Origin of the sequence: Butyrivibrio sp. MC2013 (genome assembly GCF_000424585.1) — a bacterium.
GTDB lineage: Bacteria > Bacillota > Clostridia > Lachnospirales > Lachnospiraceae > Butyrivibrio.
Genome location: NZ_AUKE01000011.1, coordinates 1 through 24,074 on the forward strand (window position 1 = coordinate 1; position 24,074 = coordinate 24,074).

Here is a 24,074-nt window from a genome sequence, read left to right on the forward strand (position 1 = left end):
CCACAGCTCTCATTGGTACACTTCAACCTGTTTATTGCGAACCACTTAGGTTCAGAATCACGATAACGCTGGATTCTTAGGACCTTATCCCTGTATTTCAGACCACTCTTACATTCCGGACAGATACATTCTTCTTCACTTTCAATAAAAAACACCCAATTTCTCATTGAAAGTTTTTGTATATTTTGATACGCTTACCATGGTTTTAAACCATGGATTCCGAAGGGATTGTCGCTTGCTAGGGGACCTCCTTTCGGAATCTTCCTTTCTACAGACTGATTGACAGTATATCAATCAATCCAGCGACAATCAAAGGTATCAACTAAAAGTCATTCAGAGAGGGTGCTAACACCAATCTGTCTGTCCGTGCCGAACCAAATATATCTTCATTACACATAAGTCCTTAAATACAGCCTTTTGAACGTTTCATCATATTATCGGTAGGATTCATACCAATCCCAAATGGCAAAAAACTCCTCGCTTCTGCCATGATATTCAGGATAAAAATACTTCGCCAGTCTGTCATAAGCCAGAGCGGCGGCATACAGACGATCAGCAATCATGTTGAAGGTCATGTCATTATGCTTATAAGGATTCTTTTCTAGTTCCTTTACATACTCTAATTCCTCTGAATATCCGTATCTATGATAACTTGTTCCGTACCTAAGATCTCTCATTACCATCTGCATTACCAGTGTGTCATTCAGGTTCATATTTGCCAGATGACTGCTGATCAGATGATCTTTACGGTACAATTTGCCCAGCGCCTGAATCTGAATAAACCAGAAGCGATTGATATTGTCTAAAGGCCAGTTTTCGTTCTCCTCTTCCGGTGTATAAGGCTCTAAAACAACGGGATTCCCTTCCTCATATTCAAACTCGAATCCGAAATCATACCGCATTCCGCTTTTAAAAATGATCCTGTACATTTTGTTGATCGGGATAAACATCCAGCCGAGAGCTGTATCTTTTGATACCCCAAATCGATCTATTCTTTTCATATAGTCCTCAGGCGTAACGAACCCATTTTGTGGAAGATGCACTTTCACTGACAGATCGATATCACTGTAAATGTCATGAAATCCTGCCTCAAATGCCTGTTTGCCGGCTGTGTCCAGCGTCTTTCGAGTAATGACAATATCCCTCACTGCAGCACTTTTTACTTCTGGGTGCTTAATTATTTCTACCAAATATTGCAGGAACGATTCTTCCATTTTATCTTTCGTCAGATTAATTAACATGCAATGCTTCCTCTACTTGTTTTCATTCATCAATCTGTCATAGTTGCCCACATACTCTGCATCTTGATCAAATAAATCTATTTCCTGTTTTGTTAATATTGCAGCTCATTTTTTCATGTGAAGCCTGATATGCACTTTTTGATATCCGATCTTTTTGTAAAACTCATTGCCCCCGCCTGTCAGGATTTCGGCGCCGAGTTCACGCATCACCTCATCGTGCCGTGACAATGCCGCTGCCGCAAGTCCTTTGTGCTGATGAGAAGGAACCGTGCACAGAGGTTCCATATATGCCAGACGGTTTTCCGGAACCCACCACATGCCTGAGAAACATACATATTCTTCGTTCTCATCGGCAATGATGACCGTGTAGTCATATGTTGCATGGGGCGAGGGTGATATTGTTGCACAAAGAACATTCTGATACAGTTCGTGCGGGCTTAAGCCTCCGTTTTTCGTCGGAATATCCCAGTCTTTGAATTCACCGAACTCTTCGCTGTTGAATCCATCCCAAAGGCACTTGGCGCTTTTTAAAGGGTCAGAATTCTTCGCATCCACAAAATGATATCCTTCCGGCAGTTTGTAATCCAATTTTCCCTCCCGAAGATCAAATATTCTGTCAGTCTCTTCGTACTCCACGCGGTAACCGCGCTTTTTTGCTTCTTCAATAAGAGCCGTCTGGCCGCTCGAGAAGATCAGTTCCCGAGTCTCCTCAAACTTCGGATATGCCGTCTCGGCATATTCGATCATCTCCGCCGCAAGAAATTCATATCCCGGTCTTAACACAAAATAGGTTGATGTTACAGGCTGTTCATAGAATACAAAAGCCACCGGAAGACTTCCGTCCATCCAGAACCGGTTTAATCTGAGGTAATCCTTATCAAGCCAGGAGCTTATGATCGCATACTCGAAAAACGGAGCAGCTTGCCCGTTGGTCTCCTCGTGATCGTAAACATCTGTCATGAGTTTCCATGCCAGATTTATGTCTGTTAATATTTGAAACTGCTTTGTTTTAAGATCCTTCATTATTATTTCCATCCTTCATCGGTCTTTTCCTGTTGCTGCTCTATCCACTGTACGAAAGCTGTCTTATCACTGCTGTTATATCCTGCCTTTTCATAGAAATGCAGAGTCTCCGGCTTCTTTGATCCGGTAAGGAGCATCATTTTATAGCAATTCTCCTGCTTCGCGATCTGCTTTGCGTAAGCCAGACACTCTCCTGCGTAACCTTTTCCTCTGTGATCAGCATGCGTTACTACATTCTCAATAAAAGCATACGGTCTTACGCTTCTTGTAAGATTCGGTATGATCACGCATACACAGGAGGATACAATCTGACCATCAATTTCATTCACGATCAGATGATGATTGGGATCTTCAAGAATCTGTTCCCATGTTTCCTCTAAGTGCTTATCATGCTCCGGAATACTGTCTTCATGTAAAAACAGATACAGTTCAAGCAATGAATCCAAATTCTCATTTACGACTTCTCGTAAATAATTCATGCCGATCCCTTCTCCGAATCTTTTATCCTGTAGTATTCAAGATAATATTATGAACAGGTCGCTGAGATACATTAACCAATCGTGCACAGCTTGCCACACAGAACATAGCCTATCTTCTCATAGCATGCATAAGTATCCATAAGTCGTTTTATCTTGATCCTCATTTCCTTCTGCTCTCCCTGTGAAAAAAGAAACCAAAATTGATCCGGACCTCCCTCCGTCCTATGTCATTATTTGTATAACAGCATGTGTCAAATCCGATCAATTCAAATCCCTGATGAAGGTAAAACCCGATGGCATTTGTATTGCATGACTGAGTTTCCAGAATGATAGCTCGACGATTCTGTTTTACGGCAATTTCTTTTGCCTTATCCATAAGTCTTTTGCCGAGCCCCTTTCCCTGCAGTTCATCACACACCCACAGTTCTGTTACCATCAGTCTGTTGGACCACTCCTCGGGACAAACCTCGATACAGGCCAGCAGCTCACCTGCATCGCTTACAACTCCGTAGCCTTCTGCTTTTTCCCAATGATCCTGATACAGAGAATCCGGAAAATCATATTCCTCAGGTGTATGTATTATTTGCTGTTCGGAGGGTTTCCGCATGATCTTAACCGTACATCCCTCCCTGTCAAGAGGGGCTATTTCAATATCATAGAAACTATCGCTCCTGGTAACAATCGGAATGGTGGTGCCTTTCCACTTGTCCTTCGGTAAAGCAACTATCTTAATATCGTTACTCATCTATCACTTTTCTGTCCTTTCTTCCATTCATCACGAGTAATCAAACAAGTATACTCTCCTGATATTTCCCCCGTTCGCGGGTATGTACGGATGCCTTTATCATCGATACACTTCATTCCGATCTTGCGCATCACTGCAAATGAGGCCGCATTATTGATGTCACACTGTGCATACACCTTATCTATTTCCAGATTTTCAAAAGCAAATCCAAGGACCGCGGCGGCAGCCTCTGAAGCATATCCTTTCTTTCTGTATTTCTTATTAATGATCCATCCGAGAGTAGCGTAAGATCTGTCTTCACTATGTCCAAGATCACAATCACAGCCCCCGATGATCTTTCCGTCCAATAGAATCACAAATTCATAATTTGTCTGTTCCTTCGAATTCCATTCCTCTGCATTCTTTTTGACAAAATCAGCGGTTTCTTCAAATGTGTCTTTTGGCAGCCAAAACATCATTGTAATATCTTTATCACCGGCATATTCATGTACCTCTTTTTCATCACCTATACGAATCGATCTGAGTATCAAACGTTTTGTTTTTATTTCCATTTCATTTCCCTTATTCTTGCCCTTACCGGGATTCCTTTTGTGCATCTTTGATCCTGTAATAGTCTTCTGCATCTATACCGATCTGTACATGTTCCTTTGCATTCCTTACCCGCTCAAGTAGCGTTGCGACCTCCACGGAACGCGTGCGAGGAAACAGGACAACAAGCTGTAGATGCCGCTCCATCGTTACAACAGCATCTTATTCGACGGGATATGTTTGTTCGATCCAGGCATGCCATGCGTCAAATGCGCTCTGAAAGTCTGTTCCGAAGGCCTCCTCAAAGCTTTTCTGTTCAAAGCAAAAGAGACTGACCTCTTCAAAGCCATAAGCGTCATCCAGTCAGGCCAGGAAAGATGCCGACATAAAAGCGCTTAATTCCGTATCTCCAGGTTCGTTGGTTTTATTTCGAGTAAAAACTGACTCCGACGTGACTGGCGCACTCTCGCAATAACTTCCCCAGTGGGTCAACCCTTTTTCAAAGCAGACTCTGGCACAGGCGTCATAGACAATTCGAAAATCCGTAGCGCTCATCTGCGCCGAATCAATACAAACTAATCGTAGTACTTGATTCCAAAATAATCCATGTAAGCCTTAAATCTGTCCTGACAAGTTAGAACCGTATCAGTAAGATAGCCTTTTTCATGGTTCCACTCCTTTAGCCCTCTATAATAATACTCCTTAATATCATCTTCTATTATAAATGGAGTTATACCATTTCTTAGACATTCCTTAAACATGATAAGTCTGCCAACACGTCCGTTGCCATCCTGAAATGGATGTATCCTCTCGAATCTACAATGAAAATCAATTATCTCTTCCAGCGTCTTTTCCTTGGTACTGTTATACGACTTTAGGAGTTTTTTTATTTCACTAGCAACATCAGCTGGATGCGCTGTAGCCATTCCACCTACTTCATTTTCCAATCTCTTATAATCACCAACAGCAAACCAAGTCTTACGGCTATCAGATGTTCCGGATTTAAGGACAAGATGAAGCTGTTTTATAAAAGCTTCACTAAGTGCATATCCAGCCTGTTCAATAACAAGATCTATGCATCTAAAGTGATTAACCGTCTCAACAATATCATCCACGTTCACAGTATCTTCTTCTACTCCTATAGTATTTGTTTCAAAGATATATCTTGTCTGATCGTGGGTAAGCCTACTTCCTTCGATGTGATTCGAGTTGTATGTAAGTTCAATCTGAACCTTATGATATATTCCACCAGGAATCCCTGCTTCTTTTTCCATCTTCAGACGTGGTAATATATCTGTTGGAATCTTGCCTTTACGAGTCTTTCGCTCAGGTTTCTCGGCATCATCAGGTATCATCCATACTCCCTTATCTATTACAGCACCGGGAACTCGTCCTGACTGGCAATAATTCCTGACACTTCGTTCTGATACCTTCCACTTTTTTGCCGCAGTTAAAACATCAATATATCCCATGTTTAAGCCCTTTCAAGAACTTTTTCAGTAACATTATTATATCACAATCGGCAATTTATTGTTGGTTTTTTAACTCAGTTATTGTTGTTTTATTTTGCCGATTGATAACCAGAATATACCCATACCAACAAAACCTGTGCTAGCATGGGTATCTATACTTATTATTAGGTGCAGACTTGATTGTAATAAGCGTCAGCAGATTAATTACCTGCCTGTCTGAGATTCCAAAGCATCAAGATGATAAAAATCTCAACTTTGTCTACAGTCTGACGGGGCAGCCATCAGCTGCCCCGCCATCAGGTTTACTGGTTTTCCCTCCAATTCGCATACAGTACAAGTTTTTTCCCTTTTTGGAGCAAAGAACTTACAACCTGCTTATCGGTGTATCTGTCTCCGGTACCATTAGGATTTGTACTCCAGAAATCGAATGTATAGCCCGATCTTTTGAATGTGTTGGCCGAAAGTTTTCCAACGGAGCCGGTCACATACTGGTTAGCCATTTTGCCGGTTCCGCCATTGGCATTAAATACAATAGTATATGCCATCCTGCTCTTAACTATCTTAAACGTAGCCGTTTTGGTACCGCCGTATTCACCGAGGCCGTGGAAAACTGCCTTTGCGGTTCCTACACGATTATTCTTTGAGTATGAGACGATCTCATAATCGTCCGTACCCAGAGTTACCCCGTTAAGGACTATCTTAATGTCTGCAGGAGACAGTATCACCGCCTCGTTGATAAACATCTGATCAGCTATCTTGATGCTTGACTTGGATATATCCTTACCCCTGGCGATAACCCTGTATTCAACCGATACGGAACCGAAGTACGAATTAATACCGTTTGCGGTCACTCTTATACAGGTGCCGTCCCGAACGATATCGGTCTTGTCGACCTGATCATCGGCCTGTACTTTCACTTCGGTTCTTACACCGTCTACGACCCGGGTAACCCAGGCTGCATTCACATACTCATATACTAGTGTCTTGTCATAGTCTGTACCGGCTTTAAGCTTCTTGCCGCCGTCCTTAAGTACAGGTGTTACCATGGCGGCTTTTGCCTTGTTTTTAACAATGACATCCCCGGCTGTTATTGATACATTACCGATATCCGCGGGTGTAATATCGAAGTTGACGGCTGCAAGACTCAGCTTAAAGTTCCCAAGTCCTGTGATCACGATAGAAGGTTTCTTAGCCCTTTCGTATTTGGGATCACCCGCAATATACAGTGACTTGTTGTTCTTATATGAAACCTTATAGTCTTTACCCTTCTCAAGCTCATTATCTTTGGTTCTGTAATAGACCTTAACCGCGGGTTTTGCACCGTTTTTGGAATAAGCAGCCTCTTCATCATACTCAATATAGAAGTTCGAAGCACCTGATCCCTCATCGGCATCATTGATAACAGCTTTGCTTAAGTCTCTCTTAACGATCTTAAATGTCTTCTTCGCGGTTCCGTAACATTTTCCAATGCCTTTGACAGTTACTGTTGCGGTACCGGCATTTTTGTTTTTGCTGTATGAGATCGTATAATCCGTGTTCTTGACAAGGATGGTCGGTGCTGCCTTTTTGCTCGCCTTGTAAGTAACGGTCATGTCTGCAGGGTCATCGTCATCAACCTCTCCGCCGGGCTTGATTTCCGTACCGTCATAGGTATATTTGGAAGGTATAGTTACCGTGGCCTTGGCTACATTGATGCCAGTGATCTTGAACGTAACGGTCTTCGTTCCGATATAGCTTCCCTTGCCCACAAGCGTGATCTTCTTTGTCCCGATGGAAACAAGATCCTCGTCCCAGATCACCTCATAATCCTCTGCCGCAACAGGTTTATTCTTCAGTGATACCGTAAATTCGGGTCTGATCTCCGCACCGGTGTACGTCTGGTCCTTGATCCTGCTGACAGACACACTGCTCATAAGAATCTCGTCGGAAGCTGCTATGGTATACTCGATCTCCCTCTCTCCGGTATAGTTCCCGGTACCCTTAACTGTTACAACATATGTACCCGGAGCCTTGATGCCCTTGTTCTTCTCGCCATTTTCATTTGTCCAGGACAGAGTATAGTCCGTATTCAGTTTCAGGGCTTTACCGTTTTTCTTAAGTACAGCCTTGGGAGTCTGGGCCTTCCTGTTATACTTCACGTAAACATCAGACACGGCAAATTCGCCCTCATTGATATCGCGTGGCAGGATTTCGAATGTCTGGGTGATCTTGTTTTGGAAGCTTCCCATACCGGTCACTATAACAGTGGCAGTACCCGCATTCTTGTTAGCCTTGTAAGTAACCGTATAATCCGTTCCCTTCCTGAGCAGGTCATTTCCGAAATAAACCTCCGGTTCCGGTTTGATCTGCGCCCCGGTGAACCCATAGGATTCTTCTATTCCCTCAACCCGGAAGTACTTATCTGCATAGACCGCCGTTACCTCCGTATCGCCCGTGACCGTGACCTCCACACCGGGCTCATAAGTCTGATCCCCGATCTGCCATGCTGTAAAATACTGTCCTTTCGGAGCCGTAAATCCGCAATCCGGAAGCAAGATCGTCGCCTCGCCGCTGAGCGATGCCGTCACATGATCGTCGTCCATGGTACCTGTGCCGTCACCGGGATTATAAGATATGGTATAGATCAGTTCTTCCAGGATGCTCAGCGTACCTTTAGTTACGGACTCACATGTATAATTTGCATTGGAAAGCCTGTCCTCATCACTGATCGAAATCTCATACTCTCCTACAGTTTCGCCCGCCTGCCTTGTAAAGTCAGTTTGTGCAATCTCAAATCCGGGAGTTGTCTCCCCATCAGCCAGTCCGGTATAGGTAACGGTAAACTCCGGATCCTCAGTGTTGACAAGTTTTCGTTTGTCATCGATACGCACTGAATACGGCTTGGGAGCAATGCCGGTGGCAGCTTTGCCTACAAGGATCGCCGTATCTGCATTTTGACCTGCGAGTTTAAACCATACGGCATAGTATCCGCCGTCCTTTGCGGCGGGAACGCTTTCGGAGAATTCCGCATTTTCGGGAAGAGTGATCTCTAACACTTCATCCTCGGACTCCGGTTCTTCCTCCTCGAGCTTCACAAAAGCATATTCCAGCGTGGCCGCAGAATCCACGACAGATCCCGGAATAATAAGATCCTGCAGTTGTCCGGTATAAACAAGGCCGTTCTTGTATTCCGGCATTGGTTCGATCCGTGATCCCCAAACCGGTATTACAACGGTATCATCCGTAACCGTGATCGGATCTCCCGCAGCCTTCGTTACTGCCTCCGCTTCGCCGATCCGAACGGACCACTTCTTAAATCTCAGATAAACATTAGGAGCCGCATGATCGCAGTCCGGAAGTTCATATTCCTCCCCGGTCTCCACATAATCAGCCGCAAACTCACTGCCGCCGGTTTGTGAAACAAAGGAAATCTTGCGGTTTCTGGGAATTACAGTCTCTTCCGCCGTGATCTCATGTTCACACGCTTCATCAGAGAACAGTTTTTCGCAGCGGATGCATTCCCAGTATTCGATATTGCCGTTATCCTCATTTGTCTGATCTGTTTTGAGATGATGGTTCAGCGCATGCGCATCATTGGCCGGTAAGGCTTCCGTGCGGGTATCAGTATAAGTCTGTCCTTCAAATACTGCCGTTGCAGTGTATGTCCTTACTCCCTCCGTGGTACAGTTCGGTACGGTCGTGATTTCACTGCTCACCTCTGCTTCAACCGTCTCGATCTCTCCTCCGGAATCACATACCAGAGCTAAAGCCGCATCGCTCAGATCATCACTCCAGTACCACTGCAATTCGACAAATTCGTGTGCTTCCTTCGCTGTATAGACTGCCGTGTAGGTCACATCTTCGGTCAGTGGAGGCAGTTCCGCTTCCGTATATGTGTTTTCCCCGTCACTCCATCCGGCGAAGAATCTGTGTCCTACCTCGTCAGAAAGATCTGCGGGTCTTGCTCCGTTATAGGAGGGAATCTTTCCCTCTGTTACATTCTCATCCGTCTCAACAGTCTCGCCGCCGACAACCCAATTGACCGTATACTTATTACGATTGATTATATGGTCGTCAATAAATGACTCTTCCCCGAACTCGACATAGGCAATATAAGCGCGCACATCGTCGTCCTCACCGTATATGATCACGGCATCTTTGGTCTCTTTATGATTACAGCGGCTGTTCGTACAGGTAAAAGTTGCAGTCGCACTGCTGTAATCATCTGCCCATTCCCATTCAGGTTCTTCACCATAAGTGTGCTCATCGGTGAAGTTGTAGGTCTTGGAATGTGCATTAAATACATCGGTGCTCGTCGCATGTTTAAGATTGAAAATGTATTTCAAACTTGATGAACTTCTATTATCAACTGTTCCCTCATAATCCAGATCCATCTCAATGGTATCATTGCCAGCACTTGTAGTAAAAGCGTTGATTCCTATAGTTTGCAATCTGGATGTATTACCGGTCAATCTGCTGACAGGTAAATGTTGAAAAGCGCAATCGCGAATTTTAATGATATTCTCATTTAAAACGATACTAAAAGGTGTATTTTGAGACGTTTCAAACATCTCCACGTGAGCGTCCCCTAACGCAACGACCTTTTTCCCGTTATACGTTTTTGGAAATACAAGTTCCGTAAGCTCATCGGTAGGACCGGTATAGTAAAGGATTCGGTAGGTATCCGCTTCCCCATTAGTATATCCGGCATCGTCGTATCTGAAATCGAAGTACGAAAGCTCCAGCGAATCAAGCTCGTCTCCTTTTGTACCGTCTTCGTTAACGGCATAATATTTCCCATCCTCTTCAAAATGTTCCACTGTTCCGAGGATATAGGCTCCGTTTTCGTCAATATACGGTTCAACACGTGAGTATAAGTTCCCCTCAGAAAAGATCACGGTAACGGTAACATTGCCCGCAGGCATTGAGAAGGAGCCATTTTCCACTGTTATGGTGTTGCCGTTTTCATCATTGACCTGGTACTGGTCAACCTTGTAGCCCTCATTCGCCGTCGCAGAGATATTTACCGGATCACCGTACTGCGCAGTATAAGCACTTAATTCCACCGTTCCGTTTTCGGGTTCACTGCAGGTGATCGTATAATCACTCTTCTGGAAATGGGCATATACAGTAACATCATTTTCCGGCATGACAAAGGTATAGTCAGGCGTAACTACCATTTCATAGGAATTCAGTCTCTTGACAGAAAGCGTGTCAAGTTCATAGCCCGGATCCGGCAGTATCTCTATACTGATCACATCACCGGCTCCGGCCCTGGTCATGCCACGGACAGTTCCGTGATCATCTCCGTGGTAAGTGACATAGTAATTATTCATCTTGAAGACCGCTGTCACAGTAACATCACAGCCGGGCATTGTAAACGTCAAGCCGGAATGTTCCAGTTCATTCCCTTCCGAATCCGTAATGGTGATGGAATCAAGCCTGCATCCCGGATTGATGGTCGAATTAAGGGAAACGATGTCATCCTTGCAAGCCGAGTCGGGGCCTGTCAGACTGCCGGGGCCTGTAACGTCATATGTGATATTGTAGTCAACGCCCTTAAATACAGCCGTAACGGTAACATCGCTGTTTGGCATCGTAAACTTCCCGGCTGTAACGGGCAACTCGTTACCCCCGTTATCCCTGACTATAAAGTGATCGAGTACATAGTGCTCATCAGGAACAGCATTCAGCTCCACAGTACCGGAGACTGAATTGGCACGAACGCCGTAGATCCGGCCATGTTCAGGCTGCTCATAAGTGATTGTTTTTGCATTATGTGGATAATGCGCAGGGCCGCTTATGCCTCCCCGATTATTATGGAGTCCCAGTGACTGCTCTCCCCAATAACCATTTGGAGGCCAATAGCCGGAATTTAATCTTTTGGTGCAAAGCCCCTGACCGTCCCTTATCTTCAATCTGGTCTTAATAACATCATCACTGTTCTCGGGGAAAAACATATCGTAACAACGGAAGAAATCGTCACTGTTCGTATAACCGACAACAGCATATCCGTCCATGAAAATATTCAGTTGGTAAGTAATCCTGAACTGTCCGCCCAGGACGTTGAATTCATCTTTGGCAACACAGTTGGCGATCTGGATGATTCCTCCGAGCGAGTTAAATCTGCCGGCAGTCAGAGTATCCATCGTGATCCTGCCGCCATGTAGATTTACAATCTCCGCACACATATGTCCGTACATATTCAGAGCGCCGGTCTTCCCGTTTTGCCAATATGTATTGAAGGCAAAACTGTCCGGATTCAGAGACGCGTAATCTATCGAGATACGGGAACACTTATTGGGTATTGTGAAACTGTATGATTGTGTAAAGCTAATAGTGGTCCCATCGGAAAGGATCAAATGAATGTCACCGGCAAGAAATACCGGATGATCATAGGTAATGTCACCTGTCGTATAATACCAGCCGTCAAAGAGTTCCGTTTCCGAGCCGTCAAGTGCTATGGCTTCCGTCGTATATTCCAGACCGTATTCATCAATATAGCTGACTTCATCTTTCCCCGGAGCCGGGCGGACACCGATCCACACACTTTCTCCGGGCATGGTAAATGACCAGGTACCGTTCCCGTTATCAGTCACACCCGCAGATGAGCCGTTCACCAGGAATTCGTATCCCGGGATATCAGATCCCAACGTAACAACAGTTCCTTCCGGAGCATAGCCCGTACCGTTACATTCCACCACGTTTCCATAACGCTTAAACATGCTGGTTGCATATGTAACATCGGGAACACCCGCAAAACCGATCTTCTCCGGATCATAAAAGATACGGTATGCTTTGACAGGACCTCCCTCACATCCGTCGCCGGGAGACTCTGTATAATAACAGCAGCCTTTGAACCCCCCGGGGATTGATTTGCTGTTAAATGGTCTGGAATCCGGATTGTCATCCAGCACATCATAAGGCGCAAAGAGACAATCTTCAAACCTCTGCTGTTCTCCGGAACCTCCGCCGACGAATCCGGCAATCTTTTTTCCGGAATCACAATAGATACTTCCGTCGAAAACACAGCCTGTAAAAGGGCTTTCCCATTTATATGTCGTATTGCTGTATCCGACGAAACCGCCGCAGCTGTCGTCATTTCCGTCAAAGTAAATATCCGTGCTTACGCGAACATTGTTGAACATCGTGAACATATTGTGATCACGCGCGACCAGTCCTGAGCAGTAACCGCCACCGGAACCATGAATGATCCTGCCGGTCACATGGAGATTCCGGATCTCTGCATGATCGGTATAGAGAAAAGGAGCAAGATACCCCTCTATACCGGGTGTATCGTAATATACATTCAGGGTATGTCCGCCACCGTCAAATCTGCCGCGAAACAGGTAATAACCCCAGCTGTCAAAGTTCCCGGAGATATTGTCACCGAAGAATCTGGTGACGAAAATGTCATTCATAAGCAGGAAGCTCTTTTCGTCGGTATTGATCCTCCGGCACATATCACAGAACATGTTCCAGTGATCTTCCGTATAGATAAGATAACGTCCATTTTCGTCAAAGCGCCAGATATCGGAGAGATTCTCCCCGCAGATACACTTATCTTCCGTTTCAGCCCAATGTCTTCCGGTGCCACATGCATGACATCTGTCACAGCTCCAATTATGATTCTCAGCATCACCTTTAGTGTACGTCTTATCCTCATGCTCGCAGGGAACCACCTGAACGTAACGGTTGCTTAATAATGCTGCATTCCTGGCAGCATCGGTCTGCTGACTGATAAAGGTCATATCTTCAAAAGACGGGCCGGTCTGGACCGCTATTGTATCGGTATACTCGAAGATACTATCATCCGTATTGTCATTCAGGAATTCTTCCTCACCATGGCCAAATGCTGCAGGTGCATCCGGTCCTCCCTCGGCCTTAAGCACTCCGCCCTCGATAGTAACGAAATCGATTCCGCTACAACCCGGTGCTCCGCCAATCGCAGCTGCTCCGCCACCACCTTTGGCATAAACCGTTCCGCCTGTCATATAGAAAGAACTCAATGATCTGAAGCCGCCGTAGCCGCCTCCGATACCGGGCCCCTGATACCCGCCGCTTGCATATACGTCGCCTCCATAGATTGAGACCGAGCCGTACCATCCGCCTGTACCGTTACCAAGAGCTGCAGCGCCATGGCTTCCGTAGGCTTTCACCACTCCGCCATAGATTCTGATCGTTCCTCCGTGTCCTCCAGCACCGGTACCGATCCCGGCACCGCCATAGCCAGAGCTGTTGTTTCGACCATATGCTGTAACCTCGCCGGCATAGCAATAAAAGCCGCGCAGAGATCCTCTGTTGCCGCCTCCTATTCCTGCTGCCTGTCTTCCGCCCCTGGCTGTTAACTTAACTCCGTGTACATTCAGTCTTCCGCCGGCACGCCCGTTATTTCCGCCAATACCTGCAACATCCTCCGCCAGATTCATTCCTGCCTCAAGCTCTCCGGTGCCTTCAGTCTGTCCGTAAACAGAGAGAATCTCTTCCTCATCGAGGTTTATTCCTGTACGGGCAAGCAAATACTCACCATCCTTGATGATCAGGTTTACATTGTTCCCGGTCACCTTAATGCGATTAAGCGTGCTGACACTCTGCGAAACCACCCACCATCCGTTCGTGATCTCAATGGTGTTTTCCGTTATCTCCTGATAGTCTGTGATCGTCTTCTCCGTTGCCACGCCTTTATTATCATATTCAAGGTATGTTACCGGGGGATTCTGCGTCTCTGCTTGAACTTTTGTTCCACCCAGTAGCAGCATTCCCAAAACAAGAAATGCTCCGGTAATCAATCGAGGCGCTGTCTTTTTGAGTCTTTTCATAGGTTCCCTCCTGTTTTGGATTTCCATTCATGATAAAAGGCGTGTCAATATGTATATCGTCATTTGTTCCGGATTTCATAACTCATGCAGATCAGGGAAGCATTATATGGAAGTTCATATATCCCATCCCTCGCTTCCCTCAATGCAGTGGACCACCGGGAGGTTCCGCCCCTCCTGGGTGCTCAGGTAGCCTTCCTGATGGGTATCCCTCGTATAGATGACTTTGCCGTCAAATATGCTGATCTTCTTCGCGACATTGCCAACGATCCCGGCTGAATTAGCCCCGTAACTACGGGGCAACAAAAAGCGCTTACCTTTGATTTTTCGATTTAGCACTCTGTTTACCCGCCATATTCAGATCACTCTCATACGCACCACCGCCTTTCCTGCTCCGGAGAAAAAGAAAAGAGCCACCAATGCTTTTTCGCATCAGTAGCTCTTACTGTTGGTTCCGTATGATATTATGATGGTTATTTCTTGCCCTGTTCCTTCTCTGCATCCTTGATTCTGTAGTAGTCTTCCATCTTCAGATTCAAGTGCACATATGAGTCAGGTTTTCGGTTGCTCAAGAGGCACACAGTCTCGATTTGCGAACCATTGTCCAAACTAATCTTCATATCTTTTGAAATGATTGGAAGTTTGAATTCAATGGACTTAAGCCACTGTCCGTTTGCTTGCTCTTCTTCGTAAATCTCAACCTTTTCAATGAACTGTGTCAGGAACTCTCTGCGTTCCGCCTCATTCATCGGCTCATACATTTTATCGAAAAAGATTAGCGCTTTGTAGATATTATCTCCACAAACCTTTTCAGCAAGTATCGATCTTTTCTTAGCTTTAGCTTCTACTAAAGCGTTTTCTGTCTCTTCGATTTTATCATAAGTCTTACTAAGGCGGTCCTCTAAATCTGCTTTCCTTCTCTTGTAATGCTTATCTTCATAATCCAAGTTGTCCAAATCTGAAAGTATGGCATCTTTGTTCAAGTAACTCTGGCGTAGCGTCTTTTCCTGAGCAGATATTTCCTGATCAAGCGCTGTTGTATCAACTTCCATATTGATTTTTTCACGCATCATCCCGGCAAACTTCTTATTACTCACAAGTTTTCGCAGGACTTCAACTACAGCTCCATCGAGCTTTATTTCAGATACCTGTTTTCTATAATCACATTTATGCCCTCTGGTCAGATTGCGGTGCTTACAGCCATAGTAAAAATAATCACTGTACTTCGTGCCATCTTCTCTATGCTTAATACTTTTATTCCCATACATGCCTGCACCACAGACAGGGCACCTTAATATACCTGATAAAAGATGAGTTTTCTCACCTTTAGAAGAATTTACTTTTTCATATTTTTTAGCCTGAGCTGCTACTTTTATCTGTGCCTGCTCCCATACTTCTTCTGATACTAAAGCCTCATGAAGCCCATCTACAAGCAGGTAATCATCCTTATAAACCTGACGATAATCATTTCTTGTTCCATGAACCTTTTCTGTTCTTCTCCTGCCATAAGCAATCTTTCCGCAATAAACAGGATTCTGTATAATACGTCGGATAAGCGAAGCATCAAAAAGCGGATTCTTTCCATTTTGCCGTGCAATCTTATGAATCCCATGGTTTTCCAAATATTTTGCGATTCCGTTTGACCCCATATCTGTATTTACATATTGGTCAAAGATTGTTCTGATAGCTACAGCTTCCTCTTCATTTATTTCAAGCTTTCCATCAACCAAGGCATATCCATAAGGAGCAAAGCCGCCATTCCACTTACCTTCTCTAGCCTTTTGCATACGGCCTTCCATAGTCTGTACACGTATGTTTTCACGCTCAATCTCAGCGACTGCCGACAGTACAGAAATCATAAGCCTTCCTGCTTCTTTTGATGAATCAATTCCATCCTCTACACAGATCAAATTCACGCCAAAATCCTGCATAATCTGAAGTGAATTGAGAACATCAGCCGCATTTCTGCCAAATCTGGAAAGCTTAAATACAAGAACAAAAGAGACATCATCTTTTCCTGATTTAATATCTTCCATCATGTTGTTAAAAGCAACACGCCCCTCAATAGATTTCCCAGACTTACCTGCATCTTCATATTCACCGACTACCTCATATTCATTAAACGCACAGAATGCTTTCATCCTTGACCTCTGTGCATCCAAGGAATATCCATCTATCTGCATTGATGTGGAAACACGGGTATATAGATATACTTTTGCTTTTTCTTTCCCCAATAATATCATCTCCTTTAAATACTTTTATCTGGAAGTTTTAACAAAGCATCAACAACCGGACGAATCATTTGTACCGATTCCACCTTGTTAATAGCACAGAGTTTTCGTCCTGCATCCTTACTGGATGCTCCACAATGGTATGCTTGCTCTGTTGATAATCCATAATCGAGTACAATAAGCCTATCATGACAATCAGGATTTGGCTTAATTCGAAGCGGTGGATATTGGTTTAGAAAATCATTAACCACTGAAGTTGTAAGAAAGCCTCGCTTGCCGTGTCCATTTTCTGTAAAAAGAATAACCTCAACCCCTGGATTTTTCTGCGATAATAACTGTAAAGACTTCGTATTCATATAATCATCAACAACATAAATTGATTTTACTGCCTGCTGATAGATATCTATGTATGCTGCATCCGCTTCAAACTTCTGACCTTTATAGATTATAAAATTCTTAAAATCCTTATCTGAAACAAAATTCTCATTCAAGGTATCAATGCTCTTCTGAATATCTTCAATTGCCTTATCCGTTTTCTTCTGATGATCAATTGCTCCTGCCATTTGCACTGAAAGCTCCGAAACTTTAGCAGTGACCATGCTCATTTCAGACTGGGTAACGAACTGCTGATTCTGTCGGATGTAATGACGCATTTCCTTAAAAGCACGCATAATGAAAATACTCTGTTGCTCTGCTAATTCTCCTCTAAGAACAGTAGCAAGCATATATATTCCCTGCTCAGTAAAAGCATACGGAAGTTTTCTTTTACCGCCCCAACTTGAAGTCGCATTTTGCGACTTCAAGTTCTCTTGGGATGAAGTCGCAAAATGCGACTTCACCAAATCAACTTCATCCATTGTTAATTGAAACATAAAATCCTCTGGGAATCTGTTTATATTTCGTTTAACCTGCTCATTTAATCTTTTAACCTCATATCCATATATTGAAGCCAAATCATAATCCAGCATCACCTGCTGTCCGCGAATCGTATATACACAGTTTCTAATAGACTCAACCGTGAGTAATTCTGTTGTATCTCCCATAAACACTATCTTCCTTTACTACCAATGATTGTTAGTATCTTGAAATCACAAAATGTTACTTCAAGATACGTCCGTCGAAAGTCGTAAATTGCAACCTAAAAAAATTCACATGTCCTCTAAGCTCTCTATCTTCTTCAGAGCCTCCATATAAGCCATAAGTCTCTTCTGCTGTTCCTCCTTAAGGTTATGATAATCCTCAATCATCTGAACATCCCCAGGGGTAAACTTGCTCTCAGGTCTGGTCTCTGCAATTTCTTCCTCGTCCTCAATTCCTTTTCCTGTTAGAAGCTGCTCAGGAGTAATCTGCAAGACATTACATATATCCATTATTTTGTCCACGGTTGGGTTTGTCTTTCTCTTCTTCCATTCACTTATGGTACTGGTCGAGATCCCAACTTGCTTTGCAAACTCCGCCTGTGTCATGTTCCGTTCTTTCAAAACTTTTATAATTCTTTCGCTAATTATCATGAGTGATACCTCACTTTAAAATTCACTTATATAATATTCACATCAGTGAATTCATGGTATCACATCTTATCCTGATCTTCAATCCATTATTTCGTTTTTGGGTGATGGTATCTCATGTACGCTTTGTAAGATTCGTATATATATCTTTTTTGAAGATAAACATCCGGATCCGGTAATGAGTCAAAATCAATCTCATCGGCATACTTCGCTATCATATTTCCGATAAAGTTTGCCAGTGAACTCCATTCATCTCTGTCTTTGATTACCACCTTATTCTTCACAGAAGCCCCACCTCCTCTTACATCATTTTTATGCCTTTCACAAATTGGCAAGCAGTGCATCGGTGTACACCTGATGCGATTTTGCTTGTTGGGGAGTATACCCCAATCCCCCTGATTGCCGATTTTCATCGGCAAGCTACGCCTGCAAAGCAGGCTGAAAACAAAATCAATAAATGTCCAAATATTTGTTGAAAGTCTTTTCTACCTTCTTCAAAACTCGTTCATGATTCTCCTTCATATCAGAAATAGTTTTGCTATCTACAGTGCCACATGAATTGGCAACTTTTGCAATCTGGTTGATATTGTTACTGTCAATTTTCATGAGCTTGATGATTTCTAATAACTCGCTGAAATCAATGTGAATGTAATACCCATCGACTGCCATCTTTCTGATATAGGCGCTCATGTTTTTGACTCCTATCTGGTTCATCCTGTCATGAATCATCTGTAATTGATCTTCCGGAATCTTGATATGAATTTGTTTGTCACATGGAACGTATCCCTGATTTAACAACATTTGCTTTTCACCTCCTCTCGTGATTTGTAGTCTTTGTTCATGAGCTAATTATCCAAGATTTAGAAACCAAACTCCGTATATCCAAGAGGTAGGAAAAATATTCTTAATAAAAAAATTTCCACGATTATGGAATTCACCTTTTATAGCAAATGTACTTTCTGCTATGATTGACATATGAAAGGAAAATAAGAAGCGTATTGGGGGAAATAGAACATTGAAGTGCAAGTTATCAATCCAGGAAAAGTTAAAAGACTTACGAATAGAAAAAGGTCTGTCACTGCAAGAACTGGCAGAACAGACCGGAATCTCCAGAGCATCTCTGGGAAATTATGAAACTGATGATTACAAAGAAATTACACACAAGGCTATTGTCACCCTTGCAAATTTTTATGGAGTAACATCTGATTATTTGTTAAGACTAACCGAGAACCGCGAGCAACACAGATTCCCAGTTGATGACTTAGGATTAGATGATGAAACTGTAGAGATATTAAAAAGCGGCAAGCTGAATGCTCGCCTAATTTGCGAAATGATAAAGCATCCTGAGTTCACCAATTTTCTCACAGACATGGAAATCTATGTTGATAATCTTGCCGGAATGCAATTTAGAAACATCAACAAACTGATTGAGCAGACAAGAGTCCGTCTCCAAACCAAGGGTGTCTCTGATGAAGATCACTACATGAAAACTTTAGAGACAGCTTCTATTTCAGAAGATAATTACTTTAACAACCTTCTTGGAAATGATATCGTAAAAATCGCAAAAGATTTAAGAGATTCACATGTTAAAGATTCAGAGACCGGTGATGTAACTACTCCTGTTGACGATATACTCGACTCATTTGAAGAGCTAAAGACTGCCGATAATGCAACGCAAGCTCAGATGATAATGTACAGCAAACTTTTCAAAATAAACTTTACCAAGATGGATCCCTATGAGTTTAAAACCTTTACCGATATCCTTCAGAGATATTCAGATCTTTGTAAACCTGTAAAAGGAAATGGACGTGGTAAAAAGAAAAAATAATACAATCCAAGAGATTATCTAGGATTGTATTATTATAAAAAGTAATGGAAAAGACATGTGTAGAACTCATTCTACAATCAGGTTTTTATCGCCATACCATAACATCTGAAATATCATGCCTTGGTCGTTCACATGGCTTTTCATCAGCATAACCAACAGAAACAGCTCCCACTAACTGTCCTTCTTCGCCTATGTATTCAATTAAATCATTATAGGCAAAACATGTATTTGCAATCCATAATGTTCCAAGTCCAATCTCTGTTGCTTTCAATAACATGTTTTCAATAGATGCTCCTAATGACAAGGTGTCACATATTTCTGCTATCCTTTCATCTGGTTCTATATCTTCGAATGGAGATTTACCGTTTGTATTTATAACAATTATCAAAACTGGTGCTTCTCGCATAATCCTCAACGTGTTATACGCATCTGCAAGTCCTCCAGCCGACTTGGGAAGTAAAGCATGTGCTTCGGATTCTTCATCAAGTCCATGCTCCATTACATCCAAAAGTTGCTTTTTTGCTTTATCAGAGTATATAAGATATTTCCATGGCTGCCTATTCTTTGCCGAAGGTGCTTTGATTGCAGCTTCAATGAGTTTTGTTATCTGTTCTTTAGATATTTCCTGTGCCTTATATTTTCTAATGCTTCGCCTTTCAATAATACTATCCATCATGCCTCCATCATCTAGTTATTTTGTATTTTAGCCTTATATATGAGTCTTCCAGTTTTTCACAATCTATAAGTTTCATAACACCGAGCTTATTTAACTCATCAACCGACGTTATTGATTCCCCATCAATCAATGTTGAGATATCCTTTCCTCCCACAAGAACTGGTGCAACAACGATATCAACATAATCAAACAACTTATTTCGTAAAAAAATCCCATTCATGGTTCCACCACTTTGAATAGTAATTCTTTCACAGCCATATTGATTCTTCAATTCTTCAAGAGCCTTTTCAAGTATGAATTCCTCTTGAAAAATAATTCCCAGATTTTCAGCCTCAACCTTAAATGCCGGATGATTCTTATTAGTGGTTATCAAAACGAATTGCTTAGACAGCTCACAAAAATACTTTATTCCATGTTCTGTCAAATGTGAGTTATCAATAAGAACAAAGGATACTGGTGTTTTTGATGGCATCGGTTTATCATTAACACCAAGCTTTGCTTGAACCCTTCCTGTGTTTAGCGACCATAAATCAGTTGTCTGTTCTATCTCATAGTATTGATGAAGCCCTTCTTTTAGTCCATCTATTCCAGGAAAATTCTGGTCTACATCCAGTTCATCCGATGCCCCAGTGCTAATTTTGCCATCAACTGACATCAGCATAAATAATGTTGTAATTGGTCTGTTCATTCTACTAATTCCCCTTTCTCTTAAATTTTTCTTAACGGAATCCAGATATAGGTTTCCTTATCTTTGGGGTTATCAGTAGATGAACCATATACTTCAATATTATATTTCCCTGCCAGCTCATATCCTTTTAAAGATGGTAACCATTCAGACCAAATTCTTGTATTAAGATTCTGCAAATCGTTCGTTGATTGTCCTTTGCAAACAAATTGCGCCCAAATACTTTCAGGAATCTGATAAGTTTCGCATTCTTCAGGAATGTCATTCCCAGGTTCATATAAATCAGCAATCCAATAGTCTGAATCTTTTCCACCAACATCAACGCAAATTCCAAATGTTCCTTTAACTGGACAATTCGCTCCCATTTCTTTATATTCATCCCAGAACTTTGGTATATCCTGATAACTTGTATCAGAATTGAAACGTCTTCTAATGCCAAAAATAGTAAAAGAGCTCTTCTCAACAATTCGATAATCTAACATAGTTCCACCTTCCATCGTAATCTTGATATGGAGTGGGGCAAAAGATTTTAGAGATGCACCTGCTTCCCGTGCCTGAGATGGAGTAATTCCATGAAATTTTTGGAAAGTCTTTGCAAAACTATCCGGTGAATCATAACAATATCTGTTAGCTATATCGATTACTTTCACATCTTCTCTGCTAAGATCCTGCGCAGCTAAAGTCATCCTTCGTGCACGAATATATTCACCGACAGTCATTCCGCACAAAGCGCCAAATATGCGCTGATAATAGGATGGTGAAAGAACAGCAATACTTGCAATATCTTCAATATCCAATTCCCTCGTCAGATTCTTTTCAATGAAATCGATTGATTCCTGAATTCCTTCAATCTTTCCTTGCATCTTTTTCACTCCCTTCGCTCACTGTAATGCAAGTATATCATTCCATGAAAATAAATCCCGACATTTTGTGCTTTCTTTGACCGGTATCTTTTTCATCAAATCAATATCTTATCTTTTACTTAATCATCTGAAAATGCCTCATAGCATCTTCTATAGCCTTTACCTTTTCTTCCGGACATCCCGGCTGTCTGCTATTCTCAGATTTTGGCTTATTATAGTTTTCACGCTCTATAATCCCATGCTTCTGTTTCACCTGAGCAATATTCAGATTCGTTACATGAAATCCGTAGTGTTCCTGAACCCATTCTTCAATTTCTTTATACGTAGCCTTCGCCTCAGCACTTGTAAGTTCCAGTTCATCCATATCAAGCTTAACATTGACATGATGCTTTGCTTCATGAAGTTTGGACAATAAACATACCGTCTCAACATGTACTGTTCCGGGGAACTGATTGACAGCACAGGCTCTGTCCACCTTGTAGCCTGCATCCAGGAAGATATCCAGGTCTCTGGCCAGACTGGTAGGCTTGCAGGATACATAGACCATGTGTTTTACACCGTAGGAGAGGATCTTCTTTAGTGCCTTGGGATGTATACCATCCCTGGGCGGATCCAGGATGATCACATCCGGTTTCTCTTCTATTTCGTCCAGCACTTTTAGTACATCTCCAGCTATAAACTCGCAGTTATCAATCTTGTTGCGTTTGGCATTGACCTTTGCTGCTTCCACAGCCTCTTCTACAATCTCTACGCCTATGACCTTGTCAGCGACAGGTGACATGAGCTGACTGATAGTGCCGGTGCCGCAGTATAGATCATAGAGGATATGTGCCTTTAAATTTATCGCAGCATCAGTTGCCTCATCTGTCTGGCCGTTATCTGTTAAGGATGCGCCTTCCTTTTCATTTTGCATACCTATCCTGATGTAATCCCTTACCGTATCATATATGATCTCCGCACTCAAGGAATTAGTCTGGAAGAAAGAGAAAGGACTTATAGTAAATTTAAGTCCCATGAGTTCTTCTTCAAAGAACTGACTACCATACAGCACTTCAGTACCCTGATCTATTACGGCATCAGACAATGAATCATTAGTCGTATGAAGGATACCGCTGATGCTTCCTTTAAGCTCAAGCTTTAACAGCATATCTTTGAAGGGCGTAAGATCATGCTCTTCCTGAGATGTGGTGATAAGGTCCACCAATATCTGACCAGTCCGTCTGGCTTTTCTCACCAGCAGGTGTCTCAGGTATCCTTTCTGCTGCATGGTATGATAGAAAGTAATGCGCTCTTTGCTGTCACCAGATGCCACGACTTCAGACATAGGCATATACATAGGGGCAAAATAATCAAGGGTCGCCTCCAGGATAGTCCTGTAGTCCTCATCAACTATGCAGCACTCAGGTACAGATACAATATCGTGCATGCTGCCTCTCTTATGCATGCCCAGTGCCAGAGGCCCATCCTTGTACTCATCTCCAAAAGAGAATTCCATTTTATTTCTATACTCAAATCTCTCGGGGCTCTTCTTGATACCATCCCAAATGACATCATCACCCTGTCTCTTAAAGACATCCCTGAGCAGATCTCTGACCTGCGCCTCTTTGAGCTCCTGCTCAGCATCATAGGACAAAGTCAGATAATGACAGCTCCCGCATATGCCATAATATGGGCAGGGGCTCTTCTCCTCTCCCGGAGCTTTCTCTATGACTTCCAGCAGTCTTCCTTCTGCTCTGTCTCCTCTGGCTTTGGTGACAACAGCCCTTACCTTCTGGCCGGGCAATGTATTTTTGACTGTCACCCTGGCACCGGGGCAGCCCTCGCCGTCTATGCTAATATCTTTTACAATTCCTTTATTAGGAAAAAGACGCTTATCAACTGTTCCTTCTATTATCTGTTTCTTCTTCACAACTACACTCTCCTATACATAAAAGGCGGAAGTCGCACGCCCCAGGGCATACAGCTCCCGCCATTAATATCTCTTTTGACTCGACTAAGTC

Annotated in this window: 19 protein-coding genes; 2 read left to right on the forward strand and 17 right to left on the reverse strand. The window is 42.9% G+C overall.

Annotated elements, in window-relative coordinates; all coding sequences use genetic code 11:
• From G636_RS21265 to G636_RS0107865, 8 genes are all read right to left on the reverse strand, one after another.
• The coding region (locus tag G636_RS21265) for a DUF6431 domain-containing protein (RefSeq protein ID WP_442855990.1) at positions 1-167 on the reverse strand (167 nt) is incomplete at its 3' end.
• Positions 168-434: 267 nt separating this feature from the next.
• Positions 435-1,241 (reverse strand): hypothetical protein, encoded by an 807-nt coding sequence (locus tag G636_RS19505; RefSeq protein WP_051226728.1) that lies wholly within the window; start codon positions 1,239-1,241, stop codon positions 435-437.
• Positions 1,242-1,346: 105 nt separating this feature from the next.
• Entirely contained in the window at positions 1,347-2,264 is a 918-nt protein-coding gene (locus G636_RS0107835; RefSeq protein ID WP_026507589.1) for a GNAT family N-acetyltransferase, read from the reverse strand.
• Between the two features lie 2 nt (positions 2,265-2,266).
• Positions 2,267-2,743: a GNAT family N-acetyltransferase gene (locus tag G636_RS17815; protein WP_051226730.1), complete on the reverse strand. Its 477-nt coding sequence runs from the start codon at positions 2,741-2,743 to the stop codon at positions 2,267-2,269.
• A gap of 160 nt (positions 2,744-2,903) precedes the next feature.
• The gene (locus G636_RS0107850) at positions 2,904-3,488 is read right to left on the reverse strand and encodes a GNAT family N-acetyltransferase (RefSeq protein WP_026507590.1); all 585 of its coding nucleotides are present in this window, start codon (positions 3,486-3,488) and stop codon (positions 2,904-2,906) included.
• The gene (locus G636_RS0107855) at positions 3,485-4,039 is read right to left on the reverse strand and encodes a GNAT family N-acetyltransferase (RefSeq protein ID WP_026507591.1); all 555 of its coding nucleotides are present in this window, start codon (positions 4,037-4,039) and stop codon (positions 3,485-3,487) included. Before G636_RS0107855 ends, G636_RS0107850 begins: the two co-directional genes overlap by 4 nt.
• A gap of 552 nt (positions 4,040-4,591) precedes the next feature.
• A complete protein-coding gene (locus G636_RS0107860) occupies positions 4,592-5,488 on the reverse strand; it encodes a Fic family protein (protein ID WP_026507592.1) in 897 nt (298 codons plus the stop codon).
• A 302-nt stretch (positions 5,489-5,790) separates the two neighbouring features.
• Complete coding sequence (locus G636_RS0107865) at positions 5,791-14,286, reverse strand: InlB B-repeat-containing protein (RefSeq protein ID WP_026507593.1); 8,496 nt, start codon at positions 14,284-14,286, stop codon at positions 5,791-5,793.
• Between the two features lie 84 nt (positions 14,287-14,370).
• Between G636_RS0107865 and G636_RS21270 the strand changes: the two genes are divergently transcribed.
• On the forward strand, positions 14,371-14,562 hold the full coding sequence (locus G636_RS21270) for a hypothetical protein (protein ID WP_026507594.1): 192 nt from the start codon (positions 14,371-14,373) through the stop codon (positions 14,560-14,562).
• Positions 14,563-14,756: 194 nt separating this feature from the next.
• On the opposite strand, the gene G636_RS17820 is transcribed toward G636_RS21270, so the two are convergent.
• The 5 genes from G636_RS17820 to G636_RS0107895 all read right to left on the reverse strand — a co-directional run bounded on the left by G636_RS17820 (position 14,757) and on the right by G636_RS0107895 (position 18,823).
• The gene (locus G636_RS17820) at positions 14,757-16,517 is read right to left on the reverse strand and encodes a recombinase family protein (RefSeq protein WP_081668324.1); all 1,761 of its coding nucleotides are present in this window, start codon (positions 16,515-16,517) and stop codon (positions 14,757-14,759) included.
• A gap of 14 nt (positions 16,518-16,531) precedes the next feature.
• Positions 16,532-17,557 carry an ORF6N domain-containing protein gene (locus G636_RS0107880; RefSeq protein ID WP_026507595.1) on the reverse strand — a complete coding sequence of 342 codons (1,026 nt, stop codon included), beginning with the start codon at positions 17,555-17,557 and terminating at the stop codon, positions 16,532-16,534.
• A 105-nt stretch (positions 17,558-17,662) separates the two neighbouring features.
• Entirely contained in the window at positions 17,663-18,025 is a 363-nt protein-coding gene (locus G636_RS0107885) for a helix-turn-helix domain-containing protein (RefSeq protein WP_026507596.1), read from the reverse strand.
• A gap of 86 nt (positions 18,026-18,111) precedes the next feature.
• Entirely contained in the window at positions 18,112-18,306 is a 195-nt protein-coding gene (locus tag G636_RS20285; protein WP_155832352.1) for a hypothetical protein, read from the reverse strand.
• Between the two features lie 166 nt (positions 18,307-18,472).
• Positions 18,473-18,823 carry a plasmid mobilization protein gene (locus G636_RS0107895; RefSeq protein ID WP_026507597.1) on the reverse strand — a complete coding sequence of 117 codons (351 nt, stop codon included), beginning with the start codon at positions 18,821-18,823 and terminating at the stop codon, positions 18,473-18,475.
• A 214-nt stretch (positions 18,824-19,037) separates the two neighbouring features.
• Here G636_RS0107895 and G636_RS17830 point away from each other — a divergent pair, with 214 nt between their 5' ends.
• A complete protein-coding gene (locus G636_RS17830; protein ID WP_035779216.1) occupies positions 19,038-19,850 on the forward strand; it encodes a helix-turn-helix domain-containing protein in 813 nt (270 codons plus the stop codon).
• An 85-nt stretch (positions 19,851-19,935) separates the two neighbouring features.
• On the opposite strand, the gene G636_RS0107905 is transcribed toward G636_RS17830, so the two are convergent.
• From G636_RS0107905 to G636_RS0107920, 4 genes are all read right to left on the reverse strand, one after another.
• Positions 19,936-20,523 carry a nitroreductase family protein gene (locus G636_RS0107905; RefSeq protein ID WP_242826938.1) on the reverse strand — a complete coding sequence of 196 codons (588 nt, stop codon included), beginning with the start codon at positions 20,521-20,523 and terminating at the stop codon, positions 19,936-19,938.
• Between the two features lie 10 nt (positions 20,524-20,533).
• Positions 20,534-21,214, reverse strand: a complete 681-nt coding sequence (locus G636_RS0107910) for a dihydrofolate reductase family protein (RefSeq protein ID WP_026507599.1) — start codon at positions 21,212-21,214, stop codon at positions 20,534-20,536.
• 20 nt (positions 21,215-21,234) lie between these two features.
• Complete coding sequence (locus tag G636_RS0107915) at positions 21,235-22,074, reverse strand: AraC family transcriptional regulator (RefSeq protein WP_026507600.1); 840 nt, start codon at positions 22,072-22,074, stop codon at positions 21,235-21,237.
• Positions 22,075-22,189: 115 nt separating this feature from the next.
• Entirely contained in the window at positions 22,190-23,983 is a 1,794-nt protein-coding gene (locus G636_RS0107920) for a class I SAM-dependent RNA methyltransferase (RefSeq protein ID WP_026507601.1), read from the reverse strand.
• Positions 23,984-24,074: the final 91 nt, after the last annotated feature.

Excerpts from the sequence above, each read along its gene's own strand:
- G636_RS19505 (WP_051226728.1), bottom strand. The coding sequence starts at position 1,241 with ATGTTAATTAATCTGACGAAAGATAAAATGGAAGAATCGTTCCTGCAA.
- G636_RS0107835 (WP_026507589.1), bottom strand. The coding sequence starts at position 2,264 with ATGAAGGATCTTAAAACAAAGCAGTTTCAAATATTAACAGACATAAAT.
- G636_RS17815 (WP_051226730.1), bottom strand. The coding sequence starts at position 2,743 with ATGAATTATTTACGAGAAGTCGTAAATGAGAATTTGGATTCATTGCTT.
- G636_RS0107850 (WP_026507590.1), bottom strand. The coding sequence starts at position 3,488 with ATGAGTAACGATATTAAGATAGTTGCTTTACCGAAGGACAAGTGGAAA.
- G636_RS0107855 (WP_026507591.1), bottom strand. The coding sequence starts at position 4,039 with ATGGAAATAAAAACAAAACGTTTGATACTCAGATCGATTCGTATAGGT.
- G636_RS0107860 (WP_026507592.1), bottom strand. The coding sequence starts at position 5,488 with ATGGGATATATTGATGTTTTAACTGCGGCAAAAAAGTGGAAGGTATCA.
- G636_RS0107865 (WP_026507593.1), bottom strand. The coding sequence starts at position 14,286 with ATGAAAAGACTCAAAAAGACAGCGCCTCGATTGATTACCGGAGCATTT.
- G636_RS21270 (WP_026507594.1), top strand. The coding sequence starts at position 14,371 with ATGCAGATCAGGGAAGCATTATATGGAAGTTCATATATCCCATCCCTC.
- G636_RS0107880 (WP_026507595.1), bottom strand. The coding sequence starts at position 17,557 with ATGGGAGATACAACAGAATTACTCACGGTTGAGTCTATTAGAAACTGT.
- G636_RS0107885 (WP_026507596.1), bottom strand. The coding sequence starts at position 18,025 with ATGATAATTAGCGAAAGAATTATAAAAGTTTTGAAAGAACGGAACATG.
- G636_RS0107895 (WP_026507597.1), bottom strand. The coding sequence starts at position 18,823 with ATGTTGTTAAATCAGGGATACGTTCCATGTGACAAACAAATTCATATC.
- G636_RS0107905 (WP_242826938.1), bottom strand. The coding sequence starts at position 20,523 with ATGGATAGTATTATTGAAAGGCGAAGCATTAGAAAATATAAGGCACAG.
- G636_RS0107910 (WP_026507599.1), bottom strand. The coding sequence starts at position 21,214 with ATGAACAGACCAATTACAACATTATTTATGCTGATGTCAGTTGATGGC.
- G636_RS0107915 (WP_026507600.1), bottom strand. The coding sequence starts at position 22,074 with ATGCAAGGAAAGATTGAAGGAATTCAGGAATCAATCGATTTCATTGAA.